Origin of the sequence: Pseudorhodoferax soli (assembly GCF_003337555.1) — a bacterium.
Lineage (GTDB): Bacteria > Pseudomonadota > Gammaproteobacteria > Burkholderiales > Burkholderiaceae_C > Pseudorhodoferax > Pseudorhodoferax soli.
The window spans coordinates 164,588-179,327 of sequence record NZ_QPJK01000003.1 but is presented as its reverse complement, the minus strand read 5'-3'; the positions used below and the strand labels follow the sequence as shown (position 1 = coordinate 179,327).

16 protein-coding genes are annotated in these 14,740 nt (G+C 70.2%); 4 read left to right on the top strand and 12 right to left on the bottom strand.

Annotated features, from left to right (window positions below; all coding sequences use genetic code 11):
- Positions 1 to 48: 48 nt before the first annotated feature.
- From DES41_RS12530 to DES41_RS12520, 3 genes are read right to left on the bottom strand one after another with little or no spacing between them, the layout of a single operon-like run.
- A complete protein-coding gene (locus DES41_RS12530; RefSeq protein WP_114467989.1) occupies positions 49 to 369 on the bottom strand; it encodes a DUF3325 family protein in 321 nt (106 codons plus the stop codon).
- A complete protein-coding gene (locus DES41_RS12525; RefSeq protein ID WP_114467988.1) occupies positions 362 to 2,041 on the bottom strand; it encodes a PepSY-associated TM helix domain-containing protein in 1,680 nt (559 codons plus the stop codon). Before DES41_RS12525 ends, DES41_RS12530 begins: the two co-directional genes overlap by 8 nt.
- Before the next feature lie 11 nt (positions 2,042 to 2,052).
- Positions 2,053 to 2,352, bottom strand: a complete 300-nt coding sequence (locus DES41_RS12520; protein ID WP_114467987.1) for an iron uptake protein — start codon at positions 2,350 to 2,352, stop codon at positions 2,053 to 2,055.
- Between the two features lie 86 nt (positions 2,353 to 2,438).
- Here DES41_RS12520 and DES41_RS12515 point away from each other — a divergent pair, with 86 nt between their 5' ends.
- Positions 2,439 to 3,233: an SDR family NAD(P)-dependent oxidoreductase gene (locus tag DES41_RS12515; protein ID WP_114467986.1), complete on the top strand. Its 795-nt coding sequence runs from the start codon at positions 2,439 to 2,441 to the stop codon at positions 3,231 to 3,233.
- A 46-nt stretch (positions 3,234 to 3,279) separates the two neighbouring features.
- Here the strand turns inward: DES41_RS12515 and DES41_RS12510 are convergent, their stop codons facing one another.
- From DES41_RS12510 to egtB, 3 genes are read right to left on the bottom strand one after another with little or no spacing between them, the layout of a single operon-like run.
- On the bottom strand, positions 3,280 to 3,561 hold the full coding sequence (locus tag DES41_RS12510) for a DUF427 domain-containing protein (protein WP_114467985.1): 282 nt from the start codon (positions 3,559 to 3,561) through the stop codon (positions 3,280 to 3,282).
- 25 nt (positions 3,562 to 3,586) lie between these two features.
- Positions 3,587 to 4,546 carry an L-histidine N(alpha)-methyltransferase gene (egtD, locus tag DES41_RS12505; RefSeq protein WP_114468399.1) on the bottom strand — a complete coding sequence of 320 codons (960 nt, stop codon included), beginning with the start codon at positions 4,544 to 4,546 and terminating at the stop codon, positions 3,587 to 3,589.
- An 8-nt stretch (positions 4,547 to 4,554) separates the two neighbouring features.
- Complete coding sequence (gene egtB, locus DES41_RS12500; RefSeq protein ID WP_114467984.1) at positions 4,555 to 5,847, bottom strand: ergothioneine biosynthesis protein EgtB; 1,293 nt, start codon at positions 5,845 to 5,847, stop codon at positions 4,555 to 4,557.
- 242 nt (positions 5,848 to 6,089) lie between these two features.
- Here egtB and DES41_RS12495 point away from each other — a divergent pair, with 242 nt between their 5' ends.
- Positions 6,090 to 6,527: a universal stress protein gene (locus DES41_RS12495; RefSeq protein WP_114467983.1), complete on the top strand. Its 438-nt coding sequence runs from the start codon at positions 6,090 to 6,092 to the stop codon at positions 6,525 to 6,527.
- A gap of 261 nt (positions 6,528 to 6,788) precedes the next feature.
- Here DES41_RS12495 and DES41_RS12490 read toward each other — a convergent pair whose 3' ends face one another.
- The 4 genes from DES41_RS12490 to DES41_RS38385 all read right to left on the bottom strand — a co-directional run bounded on the left by DES41_RS12490 (position 6,789) and on the right by DES41_RS38385 (position 10,620).
- Complete coding sequence (locus DES41_RS12490) at positions 6,789 to 7,157, bottom strand: DUF1428 domain-containing protein (RefSeq protein ID WP_114467982.1); 369 nt, start codon at positions 7,155 to 7,157, stop codon at positions 6,789 to 6,791.
- A gap of 112 nt (positions 7,158 to 7,269) precedes the next feature.
- Positions 7,270 to 7,554 carry a hypothetical protein gene (locus tag DES41_RS12485; RefSeq protein WP_114467981.1) on the bottom strand — a complete coding sequence of 95 codons (285 nt, stop codon included), beginning with the start codon at positions 7,552 to 7,554 and terminating at the stop codon, positions 7,270 to 7,272.
- A gap of 143 nt (positions 7,555 to 7,697) precedes the next feature.
- Positions 7,698 to 9,590, bottom strand: a complete 1,893-nt coding sequence (locus DES41_RS12480; protein ID WP_170168163.1) for a sensor domain-containing diguanylate cyclase — start codon at positions 9,588 to 9,590, stop codon at positions 7,698 to 7,700.
- 133 nt (positions 9,591 to 9,723) lie between these two features.
- Complete coding sequence (locus DES41_RS38385; RefSeq protein WP_170168162.1) at positions 9,724 to 10,620, bottom strand: hypothetical protein; 897 nt, start codon at positions 10,618 to 10,620, stop codon at positions 9,724 to 9,726.
- Between the two features lie 152 nt (positions 10,621 to 10,772).
- On the opposite strand from DES41_RS38385, the gene DES41_RS12475 reads away from it, so the two are divergent.
- Complete coding sequence (locus DES41_RS12475; protein WP_147282846.1) at positions 10,773 to 11,147, top strand: hypothetical protein; 375 nt, start codon at positions 10,773 to 10,775, stop codon at positions 11,145 to 11,147.
- Between the two features lie 15 nt (positions 11,148 to 11,162).
- Here DES41_RS12475 and DES41_RS12470 read toward each other — a convergent pair whose 3' ends face one another.
- On the bottom strand, positions 11,163 to 11,948 hold the full coding sequence (locus tag DES41_RS12470) for an SDR family NAD(P)-dependent oxidoreductase (protein ID WP_114467978.1): 786 nt from the start codon (positions 11,946 to 11,948) through the stop codon (positions 11,163 to 11,165).
- A gap of 192 nt (positions 11,949 to 12,140) precedes the next feature.
- Between DES41_RS12470 and DES41_RS12465 the strand changes: the two genes are divergently transcribed.
- On the top strand, positions 12,141 to 13,304 hold the full coding sequence (locus DES41_RS12465; RefSeq protein WP_114467977.1) for a zinc-dependent alcohol dehydrogenase: 1,164 nt from the start codon (positions 12,141 to 12,143) through the stop codon (positions 13,302 to 13,304).
- A 258-nt stretch (positions 13,305 to 13,562) separates the two neighbouring features.
- On the opposite strand, the gene DES41_RS12460 is transcribed toward DES41_RS12465, so the two are convergent.
- Complete coding sequence (locus tag DES41_RS12460) at positions 13,563 to 14,735, bottom strand: zinc-dependent alcohol dehydrogenase (protein ID WP_114467976.1); 1,173 nt, start codon at positions 14,733 to 14,735, stop codon at positions 13,563 to 13,565.
- Between the last annotated feature and the right edge of the window lie 5 nt (positions 14,736 to 14,740).

The following is a 14,740-nucleotide window of genomic DNA, read 5'->3' as shown; positions in this document are numbered from 1 at the left end:
TCCAGACGGGCCCGCGCCGGGCCCAAGGTGCGTATGGTGCCACCGTGTTCAGGCCCTGGGCGCGCCGGGCACCAACAGGCGCAGCCAATGCGGCCGCCAGCTCAGCGCCATGGCCACGGCCAGCGCGGCCGCGGCCAGGGACATGACCCAGACCAGCGCGGCCATCGAGGCATGGTCCACCGCCAGGCACAGCCCGAGCGATGCCGCCAGCGCCAGCATGCCCAGCACCCGCAGCAGCCGCGCGCGCGCCGGCGGCTGTGCGGCCGCGCCGCAGGCCTGCTCCCAGTGCACGTCCATGGCCAGGGCCAGCCAGCCCATGCCGGCCAGTGCGGCCAGCACGGCGGCGCCCAGCATCAGGGCATCACGCATGGGCCGTCTCCCGTGCCAGGCCATTGCCGGCCGGCTGCCCCGCCGCCCCGCGGCGCAGCCGGCGGGCCGCCAGCGCGGCGATGGCCGCGCCGGCCAGCAGGAACAGGTCGACCCCGGCCACCGGCCAGTAGCCCGCGCCCAGTGTCTTGAGCAGGTGGTCGCCCGTGGTCAGCCAGTTCAGCGCCACGGCCAGCACGGCGAGCACGGCCACCGCCATGCACTGCTCGCGCCAAGCCGGGTTGGAGCGCCCCTGCGCCACGGGCGCGCTGCGCCACAGCCCATGCACGAGCGCGAGGGCCCAGGTGGCCCAGAAGGCATAGCGCTCCAGGTCACCGCGGCCGGGCCAGCCGGCCGGCAGGGTGTCGGGCAGCAGGCGGTTGGCGATGAGCATGCCCAGCGCGGCCAGCAGCATGCCCGTCACCGTGCCCACGGCCAGCGCGTCGACCAGGCGCACGCCCTGGCTGCCCTGCCGCGCATGCTGCTTCTTGCGCTTCTCGACGAAGAACACGAAGCCGGTGGCGATGCAGACGCAGCCGGCCAGACCACCCAGCACGTAGAACCAGCGCAGCAGCCAGTGGCGGAAGTGCTGCAGGTGCAGGCCGGTCAGGAATTCGTTGACGCTGTCGACCGCGCTTTGCGGCGGGTCCTCGCGCAGCAGCTCGCCCGTGGCGGCCTTGAAGTGGATGCCCTCGCCGACCAGCGCGATGCGGTCGGTGCCGGCGCGGTAGACGCTGACATAGCCATTCGCGTCACCCACGTGCTGCAGCGCCACGAAGCCGACCTCGCCGGCCATGCCCTTGTCGTGCCAGCGGCGCTGGGCCTCGGCCACCATGGCGTCCACCGAGGCCAGCGGCGCGGCCACACCCGCGCGCTTGTGCGGCAGGCCGGTCTCCTCGGCCTCGAGCTTCTCGTGCAGTTCGTGCAGCGGGTTCAGCTGGGTGTGGCCGACCGGGAAGTAGATGCCGGCGAAGATCACGAGGCCCGTGAACGCGAAGAAGAAGTGGAAGGGCAAGGCCACCACGCCCGTCATGTTGTGCAGGTCCAGCGCGCTGCGCTGCGTGGCCTTCTTCGGCCGGAAGGTGAAGAACTCGCGGAAGACCTTGCGGTGCATCACCACGCCGCTGACCAGCGCGGCCAGCATCATCAGCGCTGCGAAGCCAACGATCCAGGTGCCGAGGCTCATCCAGTTCAGGGTCAGGCTGTAGTGCAGCGGATAGAAGAATTGGCTGCCGATCTTGAGCCGGTCGTCCGGCAGCGCGGCGCCGCTGCGCGGGTCGATGGTGCGCAGGGCCCAGATCAGCTCCTCCGGGTCCTTGGCGTTGGGCACTTCGAAGCCCGCGAAGATGCCCAGCACCGGGTCGCGGTGCGTGGTGTAGGCGCCCAGGCGTTGCACGGTGTCGAAGCGCGCCGGCATGGGGCCGTCCACGCGGTCCCGCATGAGCTCCACGCTCTCCGCCGTCGGCTGCATGGTCTCGAAGATCGGCCGCAGCATCCGGTCGTAGGACGGCATGGGCTGCGGCGCGAAGCGCGAGGACGGGATGGCCCAGCGGTCGATCTCGCGGTCGAACACCGACAGCGCGCCGAAGAAGAAGACCACCATCAGCACGAAGCCCAGCACCAGGCCGAACCAGGTGTGCAGCCAGGCCATGGTGAGGCGGAAATTCGGGAACATCCTCAGCCCTTTCAGCGCAGCAGCGCGGTTTGCAGCAGCGAGGCCGCGCCCGCCATGAGCGCCCCGCCTCCGGCCAGCACCAGCCACACGCGCGGCAGGCTGCGCGCTGCGAAGGCCCACAGGAACACCACCAGGTAGACCAGCATGGCCAGCATGGCCGTCAGGTGCTCGGCGTCGTGGAAAGGCATGTCCAGCGCGAACAGGCCGGCCATGCCCAGCGCAACCATGCCCCAGGAGAAGGCATAGCCGCCCAGGACAGCGGCGGCGATCCGCGCCAGGAGATGCGAACGGGTGACAGCAGGTGCGTGCATGTTCTGTTGTTGCGAGTTGTTCTCATTCTATGGTCATCGGGGCGGGTCGGGGTATAAGCGCGGCCACCCACATTCCGAGACACACCATGAACAACTCTTCACCCACCACCGCCCCTGTGGCCATCGTCACGGGCGGCGCCCGCGGCATCGGCCTGGCCGTGGCGCGCTGGTTCCTCGCGCGCGGCCAGCGCGTGGCGCTGCTGGACATCGAGGCCGATGCGCTGCAGCGCACCGTCGCCGACCTGGCCGCCCCCGAATCCGTGCTGGGCCTGCCCTGCGACGTGTCCGACCCGGCCCAGGTGCAGGCCGCGGTCGACCGCGTGGCCGCCGCCTTCGGCCGCATCGACGCGCTGGTCAACAACGCCGGCATCGCCATCTTCAAGCCCATCGCGGAGACGGGTTACGCGGACTGGCGCCGCGTGCTGGCCGTGAACCTGGACGGCCCCTTCCTGTGCAGCCAGGCCTGCGTGCCGCACATGCTGGCGGCCGGCGGCGGCGCCATCGTCAACATCGCCTCGATCTCGGGCCTGCGCGCCAGCACGCTGCGCGTGGCCTACGGCACCAGCAAGGCCGCGTTGATCCATTTGACGAAGCAGCAGGCCACCGAACTGGGTACCCAGGGCATCCGTGTGAACTGCGTGGCGCCCGGCCCGGTGGACACCGAGATGGCCAAGCAGGTGCACAGCCCGGCGATCCGCAAGGACTACCACGACGTGATTCCGCTGGAGCGCTACGGCACGCCCGAGGAGATCGCCGAAGCCGTGGGCTTCCTGTGCAGCCCGGCGGCCAGCTACGTCAACGGCCAGCTGCTGGCCGTGGACGGCGGCTTCGACGCGGCCGGCATCGGCCTGGCGACGTTGCGGCAGGGCGCGGCGCGCTGAGCCGCATCACGGCGCGCCGGCCGCCGCCGCCGTGCCGTGCGCCCAGTCAGGGCTCGACCTTCACGCCCTTCCAGAAGGCCACTCGGTTCTTGATTTCTTCGGCCGCGGGCTTGGGATCGGCGTAATACCAGGCCGCGTCCTGGTTCAATTCGCCATCGACCAGCAGGGAGAAGTAGCTGGCCTGGCCCTTCCAGGGGCAAGTGCTCTTGTGGTTGCTGTAGGTGACGTACTGGCGGTCCAGCGCCTCCATCGGGAAGTACTGGTTGCCCTCGACCAGCACCAGGTCGTCGCTCTCGGCGACGACCTTGCCGTTCCATATTGCTTTCATGGTGCTTTCCTCTCAAAGAGGACCATCATGCCGGAGCGGCCAGCCAGTGCAGGCTGAACAGACGGTTCGGGTCGGTCCACACCGGGCCCGCGGTGAAGCCGGCCTCGGCCGCCAGCGCGCGCAGGCTGTCGACGCTGAACTTGTGCGAGTTCTCGGTGTGCAGCGTCTCGCCATCCTCGAACAGGTAGGTCTGGCCGTCCAGCTGCACGCGCTGTGCGCGGCGGCTCACCAGGTGCATCTCGATGCGCCGCTGCGGGCTGTTGTAGAAGGCGCCGTGCGCGAAGCCGTCCAGGTCGAAGTCCGTGCCGAGCTCGCGGTTGGCCCGCGCCAGCAGGTTCAGGTTGAACGCGGCCGTGACGCCGGCCTCGTCGTTGTAGGCGGCGTGCAGCACGGCCGGATCCTTGACCAGGTCGGCGCCCAGCAGCAGCGCGCCACCGCGCAGCACGCGCGCGGCCATGCGCAGGAAACGCAGCGCCTGCTCGGGGTCGAAGTTGCCGATGGTCGACCCCGGGAAGAAGCCCAGGCGCATGCCGGACTTGCGGGTGCCCGCGGGCAGCTGCAGCGGCTGCGTGTAGTCGGCCGCCACGGGGTGCACGGCCAGGCCGGGATAGTCGCTGCGCAACTGCGCGGCGGCCTGCGCCAGGTGCTCGCCCGAGATGTCGATGGGCACGTAGCTGGCCGGGTTCTCCAGCGCGTCCAGCAGCAGCCGCACCTTGCGCAGCGAGCCGGCACCGAACTCCACCACTTCGGCCTCGCGCCCGGCCAGCGCCGCGATCTCGGCGGCATGGCCGCGCAACAGGGACAGCTCGGTGCGCGTGGGGTAGTACTCACGCAACTCGCAGATCGCGTCGAACAGCTGCGAGCCCCGCGCGTCGTAGAAGTACTTGGGCGAGATGCTGCGCTGGGGCGCGGCGAGCGCGGCGTGCATGTCCGCGCGGAAGTCGCGCTCGGGCGCGCTGTCCACCACACGCAGGTGGGGTTGCATGACAAAACTCATTCGCGGATCTCCTGGCTGGCTTGCGTGGAAGGTTGTGGATCGCGCGCCAGCCGCAGTCCGGAGAACTGCCAACGCGCGTGCGGTGGAAAAAAGTTGCGGTAGCTCGGCCGCGCATGGCCGGGCGGCGTGGCCAGGCTCGATCCGCGCAGCACGATCTGGCCGACCATGAACTTGCCGTTGTATTCGCCGACGGCCCCCGCCAGCGGCCTGAAGCCCGGGTAGGGCTCGTAGGACGAGCGCGTCCATTGCCAGACCTTGCCGGCCATGTCGCGCAGCGCGGGCGCGCCGTGCGCCGCCTCCCATTCGAACTCGGTCGGCAGCCGGGCACCGGCCCATTCGGCATAGGCTGCGGCCTCGTAGAAGCTCAGTTGCATCACGGGCGCGGCGGGGTCCAGCGGCTGCACGCCAGCCAGGCCGAACACCTGCCAGTCGTCAGAAGGCGCACGCGGATCGCCGGGCGCCAGCCAATACGCCGGCGCCTGCCAGCCCAGTGCCTGGACCTGGGCCCAGCCGTCGGACAGCCACAGGCCGGCGCGGCGGTAACCACCGTCTTCGATGAAGCGCAGGTAGTCGCCGCAGTTGACCAGCCGCTCGGCGATCTCGTAGGCCGGCAGCAGCCGGCGGTGCCGCGGGCCTTCGTTGTCGAAGGCGAAGCCTTGGCCGCCATGGCCGACCTCGACGATGGCCTCGGGCCGGGGCAGCCAGCGCAGCGGCTCGGGCTGCTCGCGCACCAGGCGCAGCGGCGCCGCCTCGGCCGGCGCATAGGCCGGCAGCAGCGGGTTGCACGAGAGTGCGTGCAGCACGTCGGTGAGCAGCAGTTCCTGGTGCTGCTGTTCGTGCTGCAAGCCCAGTTCCAGCAGCGGCCCCGCCGCGGCCCACGCCTGCGGATCGGCCATGCCGGCGAAGCGCTCGAGCGCCGCATCCACATGGCGGCGGTAGGCCAGCACTTCCGCGGCCGCAGGCCGGGTGAGCAGGCCGCGCTGCGTCCGCGGATGGCGGGGGCCCAGCGCTTCGTAGTAAGAGTTGAACAGGTAGAAGAAGCGCGGATCGAACACCGCATAGCCCGGCCACAGCGGTTGCAGCACCACGGCCTCGAAGAACCAGCTGGTGTGCGCGAGATGCCACTTGGTCGGGCTGGCGTCCGGCATGGACTGCACGCACTGGTCCTCGGGCGACAATGGCGCGGCCAGGGCCAGCGAATGGGCGCGCACCGCAGCGAGGCGCTGCAGCAGGTCCTGGCGTTCCGGCGGCACGCCGGACAGGTCGGCAGGACGAGATGAAAGGGTCATGCAAGGCCTCGTTCTCGTAGGTTCTTGTGCTGGCTTCGCACAGCGAAGTGCAGACCATAGGGTGCCTCCCACGGGCTGCACGTGGCCGGCCGGCCGCTGCCTTCGTGGGCGCCGGCCTGCCGTGTGTGCAGGACCAAGCCTACATGCCTCCACACATTCCTGCGTGACAAGGGCATTCCCGGATTCGACGGCAGTGCGGCGCTTGCCTAGACTGCGCGCACCACAACCCAGGGAGTTCCGCCATGTACAAGCGCATCCTGCTCGCCTACGACGGTTCCGAAGCCGGCCAGAAGGCCTTGCTCGACTGCGGCGACCTGGCCCACCTCAGCGGTGCGGCCCTGACCCTGGTCGCCGTGATGCCCCTGCACGTCGGCTCCATCGGCCTGGAGGTGGGGGTCTACGACCAGGTGGCCGAGGAGCGCGAGCGCGGACGCCACCAGTCCGTGCTCGACGCCGGCCTCGCGCGGCTGCGCGCCGCCGGCCACAACGTGAGTGGCGAGGTGGTCACGGGCGACTCGGTGACCGAGATCACGCGCCGCGCCCGAGACATCGACGCCGACCTCATCGTGGTCGGCCACAAGCACCTGGAGAACTGGGCCGCGCGCTGGTGGCAGGGCGCCATTTCCGGCGCGCTGATCGAGCACGCGCACTGCAGCGTGCTCGTGTCCATCATCCGCTGAGAACGGTTGCCGCGCACTGGCCGATGCCGAAGCGGTCGACCAGGCCTTCGGCGGCATCGCCAGGCGGCGTGCTGCGGACGGTTACCGCCTGGTCGCCAGCGTCTAGTCGCGGCGCGCGCGGCGGCGCCGGACACGGGGCGGCGCAGGCGGAACGCGGGCGGCACGCGGACAGCGCGCGGGCCGCCACAGTCCCGCCACATTCGGTGGCCCCGGATGCCGAGAAGTCGCCAAGCAGGCGCGCGGGGCCGTGCCGCACCAGCCTCACGCCTTGACTTCGACCACCTGCTCGAAGCCGCCGAAGATCATGCGTTTGCCGTCGAACGGCATGGGCGGGTTGCCCGGTGCGGACGGGTCCATGCGCGGGTCTTCCATCATCTTCTTCATGCCGGCGTCGCGCGTGGCCTTGTCCGGCCACTCGACCCACGAGAACGCCACCGTCTCTTCGGCCGTGGCCTGGACGGCGCGGCGGAAGTCGGTGAGCTTGCCGTCAGGCACATCGTCGCCCCATCCCTCGATCACGCGGATGGCGCCGAGCTCGATGAAGAGCGGGTCGAGCTGGCGGGCGTGCGCGATGAACTTCTGTTTGTTGGCGGTGGGAACGGCGATCACGAAACCATCGATGTAGGACATGTCTTCACTCCTGTTGGATTGATCGGTGGCGCCACTGCCCCGGGCGCCCCGTACCCCCTCGACGAACGACAGGACTCCGAATCGACAACGCCTGGCAGAGCGGCGCCGCCGCCTACCACTCCAGGGCGCCGCGTGCGGAGTCGCGCGTCAGCGCCAGCCGGGCCCGCCCGAGGGCCGAGATCCTGCGCACCACCGCGATCTTCCCGGCGTCGACTGGCGACCGGCCGATGCCGCCTTCGACCAGGCCGGCGCGCAGCAGTGCCTCGACCTCCGCCACCAGCGCCGGCGTGCCGACGCGGAACGGAAAGTTCGCGCGCTCGATTCGGCGCAGCACGTCCAGCAAAGCGTCTTCGCCGTTCGCTGCGGCTCCCTGCCCTTCGCCCTCTTCATCGGCCACGTCGCCCCCTTGTTCATGTCGGCGCCGATCTTAGAGAAGGCGCATGGCATGACCGCCCCCCTTGACTGGCAAACCTGACAGGTAAACCGCGGGCCACGCCCCGCGATCCGCCCGCCGCGCCCCCTGTGTGGGGCGCCGATCCTTCAACGGCCCAGCGCGCCGTGCAGCAGGGCATCCGCCCGGGTCAGCAGCGAAGTCCAGGGCTGGCCCGGCTTCAGGCCCCAGGCCACCCCGACGCGCGCGGCACTCGCCACCCGCAGCGATTCGATTTCGAAAGGGTCTTGCGCCGCAGCGCTGACCTTGTCGGCGACTGCGCCCGCATGCAACGCATCCGCGATGCCGGCCAGCACGACGGCGAAGGTGCTGCGGCCCAGGCGGGCGACCGCGTCCCTGGGCCGCACCAGGCCACCCAGCCGCTGCGCGAACAGCTGCAGCAGCCGGTCGCGCACGGCCGGCCCATGGCGCGCCAGGCCCGGGGCCGGCGGCGCCAGTTCGATGCACAGCACCGCCAGCGTGGCGCCGCCGTTCTCGGCCATCTGGCGCTCCATGTAGGCGACGAGGCCGGCACGGTTCAACAGGCCTGTCAGCGGATCGCGCTGGCTCGCAGGCATCGGCCGGCCGGCCTCGATCCGGTGCTGGCGCACGGCATGGGCAACCTGGACGAAGCCGTCCGTGCGGCCCGGCTCGTTCCACAGCGGGATGTAGGTGACAGCCCATGGCGCGCTGTCGCGGCGGCCGACGCATTCCGTCTCGAAGCTCACGGTCTCGCCCGCGGCCACGCGTTCGAACCAGGGCAGGCTGCGCTCGTACTCCACACGGCCCAGCACGTCGGCCAGCGGCCGGCCCAGGATCTCGGTGCGGGGTGCGCCGCACCACCGCTCGAAATTGCCATTGGCGAACTGCAGGACGCCGTGGCGGTCGACGACCGAGACATTGGCCGGCACGGCCTCGACCACCGCGCGCAGCGTGGCGCCCTGGCGCGCCACCAGCTGCTCCAGGCCCTTGCGTTCGGTCACGTCCTGGAAGGCGCCCAGCATGCGCACGGGCTGGCCGTCCTCGCACACGACCTCGCCAACCGCCCGGACCCAGATGGCGCGGCCCTTGGCCGTGACCAGGCGCAACTCCAGATCCCAGGGGTGCGCGGCGCGCATGCCGGCGTCGATGGCCTCGCGGATGGCCGCCCGCGACTCGGGGGCATAGAAGTCGATCGCATGGTCGACGGTGGGCACGAAGGCGTCGTCCACCTCGTGGATCCGGCGCGTCTGCTCGGACCAGGTGAGGCGCTCTGTGCCCAGGTCCAGCGCCCATCCGCCGATGCCCGCGACATGGCCGGCCTGGGAAAGGAACTGCTGGCTGGTGCGCAAGGCTTCTTCCGCACGCGCGCGCCCGCCCGTGCTGTCGCCCGCGCGGTGCAGCAGCGCATAGGCCAGCTGGTCGTCGACCGGCGCATCGGCGCACAGCCCGCGTTCGGCCAACGCCTGCGCGCGCGCGGCCGCCTGGCGCGGCACGGCGTCGGCCGAGCGCGCCTGCTCGCGCAACAGCGCGCCGCGCATCTCCAGCGCCTGCGTGGCGATGCGCGCCAGGGATTGCAGCGCGTCGATCTGCACCGGGTCCAGCTGGCGCGGACTGCGGTCCACGACACACAGCGCGCCGACGCGCGCCCCATCGGCCAGCACCAGCGGCGCGCCCGCATAGAAGCGCACATACGGCGGGCCGCGCACGCTCGGCTTGTCCCCGAAGCGCAGGTCCGCCGCCGCGTCGGGCACCAGCAGCAGCCGGTCGCTCAGCACCGCGTGGTTGCACAAGGACGCATCCCTGGCGGTTTCCGTGATCCCGGGCATTCCGACCTGTGCCTTGACCCACTGCCGCTGCACGTCGATCAGGGTCAACAAGGCGATGGGCGTGCCGCAGGCGCCCGCAGCCATCTGCACGATGGCGTCGAAGATCTCCTCCGGCTCACTGTCCAGCACGCCCAGCGCGTGCAGCGAGGACAGGCGTTGTGCCTCCGACAGGGGGGCTGCCGCGCAATCGTGCATGGGCAGTGCTTCCTTTCTTGGACGGCCGACCGGCGCTGTGACCTGGAGCTTGTACCCGCGGGCGCGCACTGTACGCCGGACAACCCGGACAGTCGCCGTCAGCCATCGACGCGCAGGCGGGGCGCTGCCTGCATCAATGCAGCCAGGACGAAGGCGCCCCCGCCCCCCCCGCCCAGTCCCCGTGCGCGAGGCTGGGCGGCAGGGCGCGTGGCAGGGCACTGCAGCCCGGCACATTGGCGCTCCATGCAGCGGCCGGCTTGAGCAGCTCCAGCGCACACCCGAGGGCGCCCGCCAGGCCCTGCTCTGCCGCATCTTCCGCGGCGCTGCCATCGTGCACGGCGTGGACGGGGAACGGCGCCGCGGCACCAGGCGCGCAGCGCGCGATGCCGACCAGAAGCACCACATGGTCCTGCAGCCGCAGCTCCGTCTGTTCGACCAGTGCGACGTGCGCGCGCGTGGCGGCATCCTGCTGCGCCGCGGCCGTGGCGAGGGTCTGCATGGCGGCGGCAGGACGGCCGGCGCACAGGTGCAGCTTGAGCAGGTGCACTTCGCCGAGGCTCAGGAACATGGCCTCGTGCGCACTGACCAACCAGGGCAGCACCGCGACCTCGGCGTCCGGCGCCACCTGGCTGCGGCCGAGCGCGCTGGCGATCGCGGCCTGTTGCCCGCCGGCCAACGCGGTCGACCGGTGGCGCGGGCGCTCGGGCCCGGCGATGGCCATGGGCAGCGCGAACAGGTGCGCGCGCCGGCCATCCTGCGCGGCCACGTGTTCCTCGCTGCAGCGCACCGCCGCCGCATGGATCTGCGAACGCAGCGCAGCGCCGGCGGCGCCCCCACCCTGCGACGCCGCGAGCGCGGCCAGGCTCTGCAGCCCATCGGGCGGCAGGCCGTCGACCATCTCGCTCAGCGTCGCCACCATGGCGTCTTCGTCGCACTGGCGGTAGAGCACGCGCTCGGCGTGCCGGCGCAGCAAGCTTGCGTTCGCCGCCAGCTGGCTCTGCGCTGCGGCCTGGTTCCTGAAGTGTTCCATGCGGTGCCTCTCTCCCTGTTGTTGGATGCCCGCACGAGGTTGTGGCCTGCCGCGCCACAAGGCATCCTTCAAATCAACGAGAGTTCTGAAATTTGTGTGTAAAAGCGATGACGCACCGGGCCGCAGGCGGCGCCAGGCAATGCTTCACCTCCATGCGCGCGATCAGCTTGCTGTCCTACGTGCGCGCCTGCGGGGCGTTGACACAATTTGCGACATGTCTACGGCGGGTGGTGCCGCGCGCATGTCGCAAAGGTGGTGATGCCATGAACGAACAGTTGTCCTTTCCCGATCTGCAGCAGCCGGCTGCCTTCGCCCGCTGCGTTGCGCGGAGCTGTTCGGCGGGCGTTTTGAGCGCGGAGATCGAGGGCCAGGAGCAGGCGGTCCGCGCGCTGGCCGCCAGGATGCAGGACGGGCCGCTGCGTGCACGGTTCGGGCCGCAGTCCATCAAGCTGCTGCGCTTCACGGTGCTCGACCAGGGCACGCCCTCGCGCCTGGTGTTCCTGGCGGACTACCGGCGCCATCCCTGACCGCGGGCCGCCGGGTCAGCGCTCCGCCGTGCCCGGCTCGGCCTGCTTGCGGTGCTGTTCGGCCACCACCTGCGAAGGTGTCACCTTGGCCAGCATGACCTGCAGCTTGTTCTTCAGGCCCGCCACCACATCGGCCTCCCCGTCCTGCATGGCCTTGAAACCGACTTCGGCGACGTCGGCCGGGTCCATCTTGCTGCCCGTGCCCACCTTGGTGTCCAGCAGGCCGGCACGCTCGAAGAACTCGGTGTCGGTCGCGCCCGGCATCAGGCAGCTCACCGTCACGCCCGTGTCCTTGAGTTCGTTGCGCAGCGCCGCCGTGAACGAGTCCACGAAGGCCTTGGACGCGTTGTAGACGGCCTGGAAGCTGCCGGGCTGGAAGCCGGCGATGGAGCCCGTGACAAGGATCCGGCCGCTGCCCGCATCGCGCATGCGGCGGCCCAGGCGCTGCAGCAGGTACAGCGTGCCGGTGATGTTGGTGTCGATCACATGCTGGATGTCGGCGAACTGCTGGTCGAGGAAGGCCTGGCCGAGCCCGTGCCCGGCATTGGCCAGCAGCGCGCCCACGGGGCGCCCGCCGACCATGTCGCACAGTTCGTCCACACCTTCGCGGCTCGCGAGTTCCACCTGCAGGGTCTGCACGCCGACGCCATGCGCCTCGCAGGCCGCCTTGACGGTCTCCAGCGAGGTGTCGGCCGCCAGCACCAGGTCGTAGCCCGCCTTGGCGCAGCACAGCGCGAGATGGAAGCCGATGCCCGAAGAGGCGCCGGTGACGACAGCCAGCGGCGCGGTGGGGGTGTTCATGGAGATCTCCTTGTCGGTGGGTTGGTCTGTCTGCCACCTTAGGGAGGCACCGGCGGCAGCGCCGAAGGCGGGCCGGTGCTCCGGGCGTGCGCCGTTTCCTACCGGCGCAACCGTGCCCGGACGGCACGGCGCGCCGGCGCAGCGGCCAACACTGCGGGCAGCTCAACCACCCTCCTCCGACAAGGAACCACCATGCTGGCATTGACCTACCAAGGCTCCAAGGACGTGCGCGTCGAACAGGTCCCCGATCCCGTGCTCCAGGCCGACGACGACATCCTGCTGCGCGTGACCGCCACCGCCATCTGCGGCTCGGACCTGCACATCTACCGCGGCAAGATCCCCATGGTGAAGGACGGCGACATCCTGGGCCACGAGTTCATGGGCGTGGTCGAGGAAGTGGGCCGCGGCGTGACCGCGCTGCGCCCTGGCGACCGTGTCGTCGTGCCCTTCGTGATCGCCTGCGGCCAGTGCTTCTACTGCGACAAGGCGCTGTTCGCCGGCTGCGAAAACACCAACCCGGGCCGCGGCGCCATCCTCAACAAAAAGCACAGCACCGCCGGCGCGGGCCTGTTCGGCTACAGCCACCTGTACGGCGGCTACCCGGGCGGCCAGGCCGAGTACGTGCGCGTGCCCAAAGCCAATGTGGGGCCGATCCAGATTCCCCAGGTGCTGCGCGACGACCAGGTGCTGTTCCTCTCCGACATCCTGCCCACGGGCTACCAGGCCGCCGTCAACGCCGAACTGGGCCCTGGCAGCAGCGTGGCCATCTTCGGTGCCGGCCCGGTCGGCCTCATGGCCGCGGCCAGCGCGCGCCTGCTGGGTGCCGAGCAGATCTTCATGGTCGACCACCATGCCTACCGGCTGCGCTTCGCGCAGGAGACCTACGGCGTGGTGCCGATCAACTTCGACCAGGACGACGACCCGGCCGACACCCTGCTCAAGGCCACCCGCGGCCACGGCGTGGACGCCACCATCGACGCCGTCGGCTTCGAGGCCAAGGGCAGCGCGCTCGAAACCGCCCTCACCGCCGTCAAGCTCGAAGGCTCCAGCGGCAAGGCGCTGCGCCAGTGCATCGCGGCCACGCGGCGCGGCGGCGTGGTCAGCGTGCCGGGCGTGTACGCGGGCTTCATCCACGGCTTCCTGTTCGGCGACGCGTTCGAGAAGGGCCTGACATTCAAGATGGGCCAGACCCATGTGCAGCGCTTCATGCCCGAGCTGCTGGAGCACATCGCCGAAGGCCGGCTCCAGCCCGAGGCCATCGTCACCCACCGCATGCCGCTGGCCGAGGCCGCGCGCGGCTACGAGATCTTCGAGAAGAAGGAAGAGGACTGCCGCAAGGTGATCCTGGTGCCGTAGCGCCTGGGCACACCACGAGCTCAGGTTCGCACGGCGGGGCTGGCGGCAACGACCGTTCGAAGTGCCGCCAGTCAATCCGACCGGAGGAGATCGCGCAGCGGACGAGGCGTATCGAACAGCGTGCGAAGCGTGGATCGAAGGACAGACCCTTTTTTATCAGCACGGAGTCGTGTGGTTGGCCGAGGGACCGATCGCGCAACCCTCCTCGGTCGCGGGGCCCTGACAAACAGCGCGCACTGCGAACAATGCAGACGGTTCCTACGGCGCAAACACCGCGCGCACGCAGCCATCCGTCTTGTGCTTGAACATGTCGTAGCCGCGCGGCGCGTCCTCCAGGGCAAAGCGGTGCGTAGCGAGATACGCTGGATTCAGCTCGCCCTTCTGGGCGTGCGCGAGCAGCCGGTCCATGTAGGCTTGTCCATGCTGCTGCGCGCTGCGCACCGTCATGCCTTTGTTCATGATGACGCCCATTGGGAATTTGTCGATCATTCCGTAGACACCAAGAACCGAAAGCGTGCCGCCCTTGCGGCAAGCCATGACCGCCTCACGCAGCGCCTCGCCGCGATCCGTCTCCAGGCGCAGCGCCTGCTTCACGCGGTCGTACGCGTACTGCGGCCCGGTGCCGTGCGCCTCCATCCCCACCGCGTCGATGCAGGCGTCGGGACCGCGCCCGCCCGTCATTTCCCTGAGCGTTTCAAGGACGCTGTCGACCTGCGTGTAATCGATCGTCTCCGAGCCAGCATGATCACGGGCCATCTGCAGCCGCTCGGGGAATCGATCGATTGCGATCACCCGCTCGGCGCCCATCAATCGCGCGCTCTGCTGTGCCATCAGACCCACGCCGCCGCAGCCCCAGACGGCGACCGTGTCACCAGGCTGGATGTTGCAGAAATCGGCGCCCATGTAGCCTGTCGGCGCGGCGTCCGAGAGGAACAGCGCCGTCTCGTCTGCCACCCCGTCGGGGATTCCGAAGCAGTCGTTGTCGGCGAACGGAATGCGCACGTACTGCGCATGCGCGCCCGCGTAGCCGCCGAAGGCGTGCGTGTACCCGTAGATGCCGGCGGTGTGATGGCCGCCGAGCAGCGGGGCCTGCAGCTCGGACTTGGGATGGGTGTTGTCGCACAGCGAGTAGAGGTCGTGCTGGCAGTACCAGCACTGGCCGCAGACGATGAACGAGGGCACGACGACGCGGTCGCCCTTTTTCACCCGTTTCACCTCGGCGCCGACCTCCTCGATCACGCCCATGAACTCGTGGCCGATGACGTCGCCGGACTTCATGGAGGGGATGTAGCCGTCGATGAAATGCAGGTCCGAGCCGCAGGTCGTGGACAGGCCGACGCGCAGGATGGCGTCGTGCGGGTTGACGATCTCGGGGTCCTTCACGGTGCCGACGCGCAGGTCGTTCACACCGTTCCAATAGAGTGCTCGCATGGTCG

Bases quoted from the DNA above. Each gene is read 5' to 3' on its own strand.
- DES41_RS12475 (WP_147282846.1), top strand. From the start codon at position 10,773: ATGCGCGCGATCAGCTTGCTGTCCTACGTGCGCGCCTGCGGGGCGTTG.
- egtB (WP_114467984.1), bottom strand. From the start codon at position 5,847: ATGACCCTTTCATCTCGTCCTGCCGACCTGTCCGGCGTGCCGCCGGAA.
- DES41_RS38385 (WP_170168162.1), bottom strand. From the start codon at position 10,620: ATGGAACACTTCAGGAACCAGGCCGCAGCGCAGAGCCAGCTGGCGGCG.
- DES41_RS12470 (WP_114467978.1), bottom strand. From the start codon at position 11,948: ATGAACACCCCCACCGCGCCGCTGGCTGTCGTCACCGGCGCCTCTTCG.
- DES41_RS12520 (WP_114467987.1), bottom strand. From the start codon at position 2,352: ATGCACGCACCTGCTGTCACCCGTTCGCATCTCCTGGCGCGGATCGCC.
- DES41_RS12490 (WP_114467982.1), bottom strand. From the start codon at position 7,157: ATGTCCTACATCGATGGTTTCGTGATCGCCGTTCCCACCGCCAACAAA.
- DES41_RS12525 (WP_114467988.1), bottom strand. From the start codon at position 2,041: ATGTTCCCGAATTTCCGCCTCACCATGGCCTGGCTGCACACCTGGTTC.
- DES41_RS12515 (WP_114467986.1), top strand. From the start codon at position 2,439: ATGAACAACTCTTCACCCACCACCGCCCCTGTGGCCATCGTCACGGGC.
- DES41_RS12480 (WP_170168163.1), bottom strand. From the start codon at position 9,590: ATGCACGATTGCGCGGCAGCCCCCCTGTCGGAGGCACAACGCCTGTCC.
- DES41_RS12510 (WP_114467985.1), bottom strand. From the start codon at position 3,561: ATGAAAGCAATATGGAACGGCAAGGTCGTCGCCGAGAGCGACGACCTG.
- DES41_RS12530 (WP_114467989.1), bottom strand. From the start codon at position 369: ATGCGTGATGCCCTGATGCTGGGCGCCGCCGTGCTGGCCGCACTGGCC.
- DES41_RS12495 (WP_114467983.1), top strand. From the start codon at position 6,090: ATGTACAAGCGCATCCTGCTCGCCTACGACGGTTCCGAAGCCGGCCAG.
- egtD (WP_114468399.1), bottom strand. From the start codon at position 4,546: ATGCAACCCCACCTGCGTGTGGTGGACAGCGCGCCCGAGCGCGACTTC.
- DES41_RS12465 (WP_114467977.1), top strand. From the start codon at position 12,141: ATGCTGGCATTGACCTACCAAGGCTCCAAGGACGTGCGCGTCGAACAG.
- DES41_RS12460 (WP_114467976.1), bottom strand. From the start codon at position 14,735: ATGCGAGCACTCTATTGGAACGGTGTGAACGACCTGCGCGTCGGCACC.